The sequence below is a fragment of the Vibrio sp. HI00D65 genome (genome assembly GCF_001635455.1).
GTDB lineage: Bacteria > Pseudomonadota > Gammaproteobacteria > Enterobacterales > Vibrionaceae > Vibrio.
The window spans coordinates 1-1096 of record NZ_LWEH01000491.1 but is presented as its reverse complement, the minus strand read 5'-3'; the positions used below and the strand labels follow the sequence as shown (position 1 = coordinate 1096).

The window sequence follows — 1096 nt, the reverse complement described above, 5'->3', positions numbered from 1 at the left end:
GTGTCGCATAAGTTAATCGCAGCTCTTACTACTTTTGGCAATAGATAGCGCTTAACTGTAATGTGGTTGCGGGAGCCGGATTTGAACCGACGACCTTCGGGTTATGAGCCCGACGAGCTACCAAGCTGCTCCATCCCGCGTCCGGATGCATTGTTTAAGTCAATGAGTCTATCAAATTGGAGCGACACACGAGGTTCGAACTCGTGACCTCAACCTTGGCAAGGTTGCGCTCTACCAGCTGAGCTAGTGTCGCATAAGTTAAGCGCAGCTCTTAATGCCTTTGGCAATAAATGGCGCTTAACTGTAATGTGGTTGCGGGAGCCGGATTTGAACCGACGACCTTCGGGTTATGAGCCCGACGAGCTACCAAGCTGCTCCATCCCGCGTCCGGATGCATTGTTTAAGTCAATGAGTCTATCAAATTTGAGCGACACACGAGGTTCCCGTTCTTCAAGGCTTAGGCGTGACCTTAACCTTGGCAAGGATTGCACTCTGCCAGAATGCTCTTCATGTTTCACTTTCAAATTGGAGCGACACACGAGGTTCGAACTCGTGACCTCAACCTTGGCAAGGTTGCGCTCTACCAGCTGAGCTAGTGTCGCATAAGTTAATCGCAGCTTTTACTGCTTTTGGCAATAGATAGCGTTTAACTATAATGTGGTTGCGGGAGCCGGATTTGAACCGACGACCTTCGGGTTATGAGCCCGACGAGCTACCAAGCTGCTCCATCCCGCGTCCGGATGCATTGTTTAAGTCAATGAGTCTATCAAATTGGAGCGACACACGAGGTTCGAACTCGTGACCTCAACCTTGGCAAGGTTGCGCTCTACCAGCTGAGCTAGTGTCGCATAAGTTAATCGTAGCTATCGCCGGCAGTGTCAAAAGAGAATGAGTAACTGTAATGTGGTTGCGGGAGCCGGATTTGAACCGACGACCTTCGGGTTATGAGCCCGACGAGCTACCAAGCTTCTTCATCCCGCGTCCTGATGCATTGTTTAAGTCAATGAGTCTATCAAAGTTGAACGACACACGAGAGTACCTAACTTAAAGGCCTACGCGTGACCTCAACCTTGGCAAGGATAATGCTCTTCATGTT

At 49.8% G+C, this 1096-nt stretch carries 1 protein-coding gene and 5 tRNA genes; 1 reads left to right on the top strand and 5 read right to left on the bottom strand.

Annotated elements, in window-relative coordinates; all coding sequences use genetic code 11:
* Positions 1-63 precede the first annotated feature (63 nt).
* The 5 genes from A3712_RS27615 to A3712_RS27600 all read right to left on the bottom strand — a co-directional run bounded on the left by A3712_RS27615 (position 64) and on the right by A3712_RS27600 (position 735).
* Positions 64-140, bottom strand: a tRNA-Met gene (locus A3712_RS27615).
* A gap of 37 nt (positions 141-177) precedes the next feature.
* A tRNA-Gly gene (locus A3712_RS27610) sits at positions 178-253 on the bottom strand.
* 56 nt (positions 254-309) lie between these two features.
* A tRNA-Met gene (locus A3712_RS23065) sits at positions 310-386 on the bottom strand.
* Between the two features lie 140 nt (positions 387-526).
* A tRNA-Gly gene (locus A3712_RS27605) sits at positions 527-602 on the bottom strand.
* A gap of 56 nt (positions 603-658) precedes the next feature.
* A tRNA-Met gene (locus A3712_RS27600) sits at positions 659-735 on the bottom strand.
* 187 nt (positions 736-922) lie between these two features.
* Here A3712_RS27600 and A3712_RS28650 point away from each other — a divergent pair.
* On the top strand, positions 923-1048 hold the full coding sequence (locus A3712_RS28650; RefSeq protein ID WP_269451439.1) for a hypothetical protein: 126 nt from the start codon (positions 923-925) through the stop codon (positions 1046-1048).
* Positions 1049-1096 lie beyond the last annotated feature (48 nt).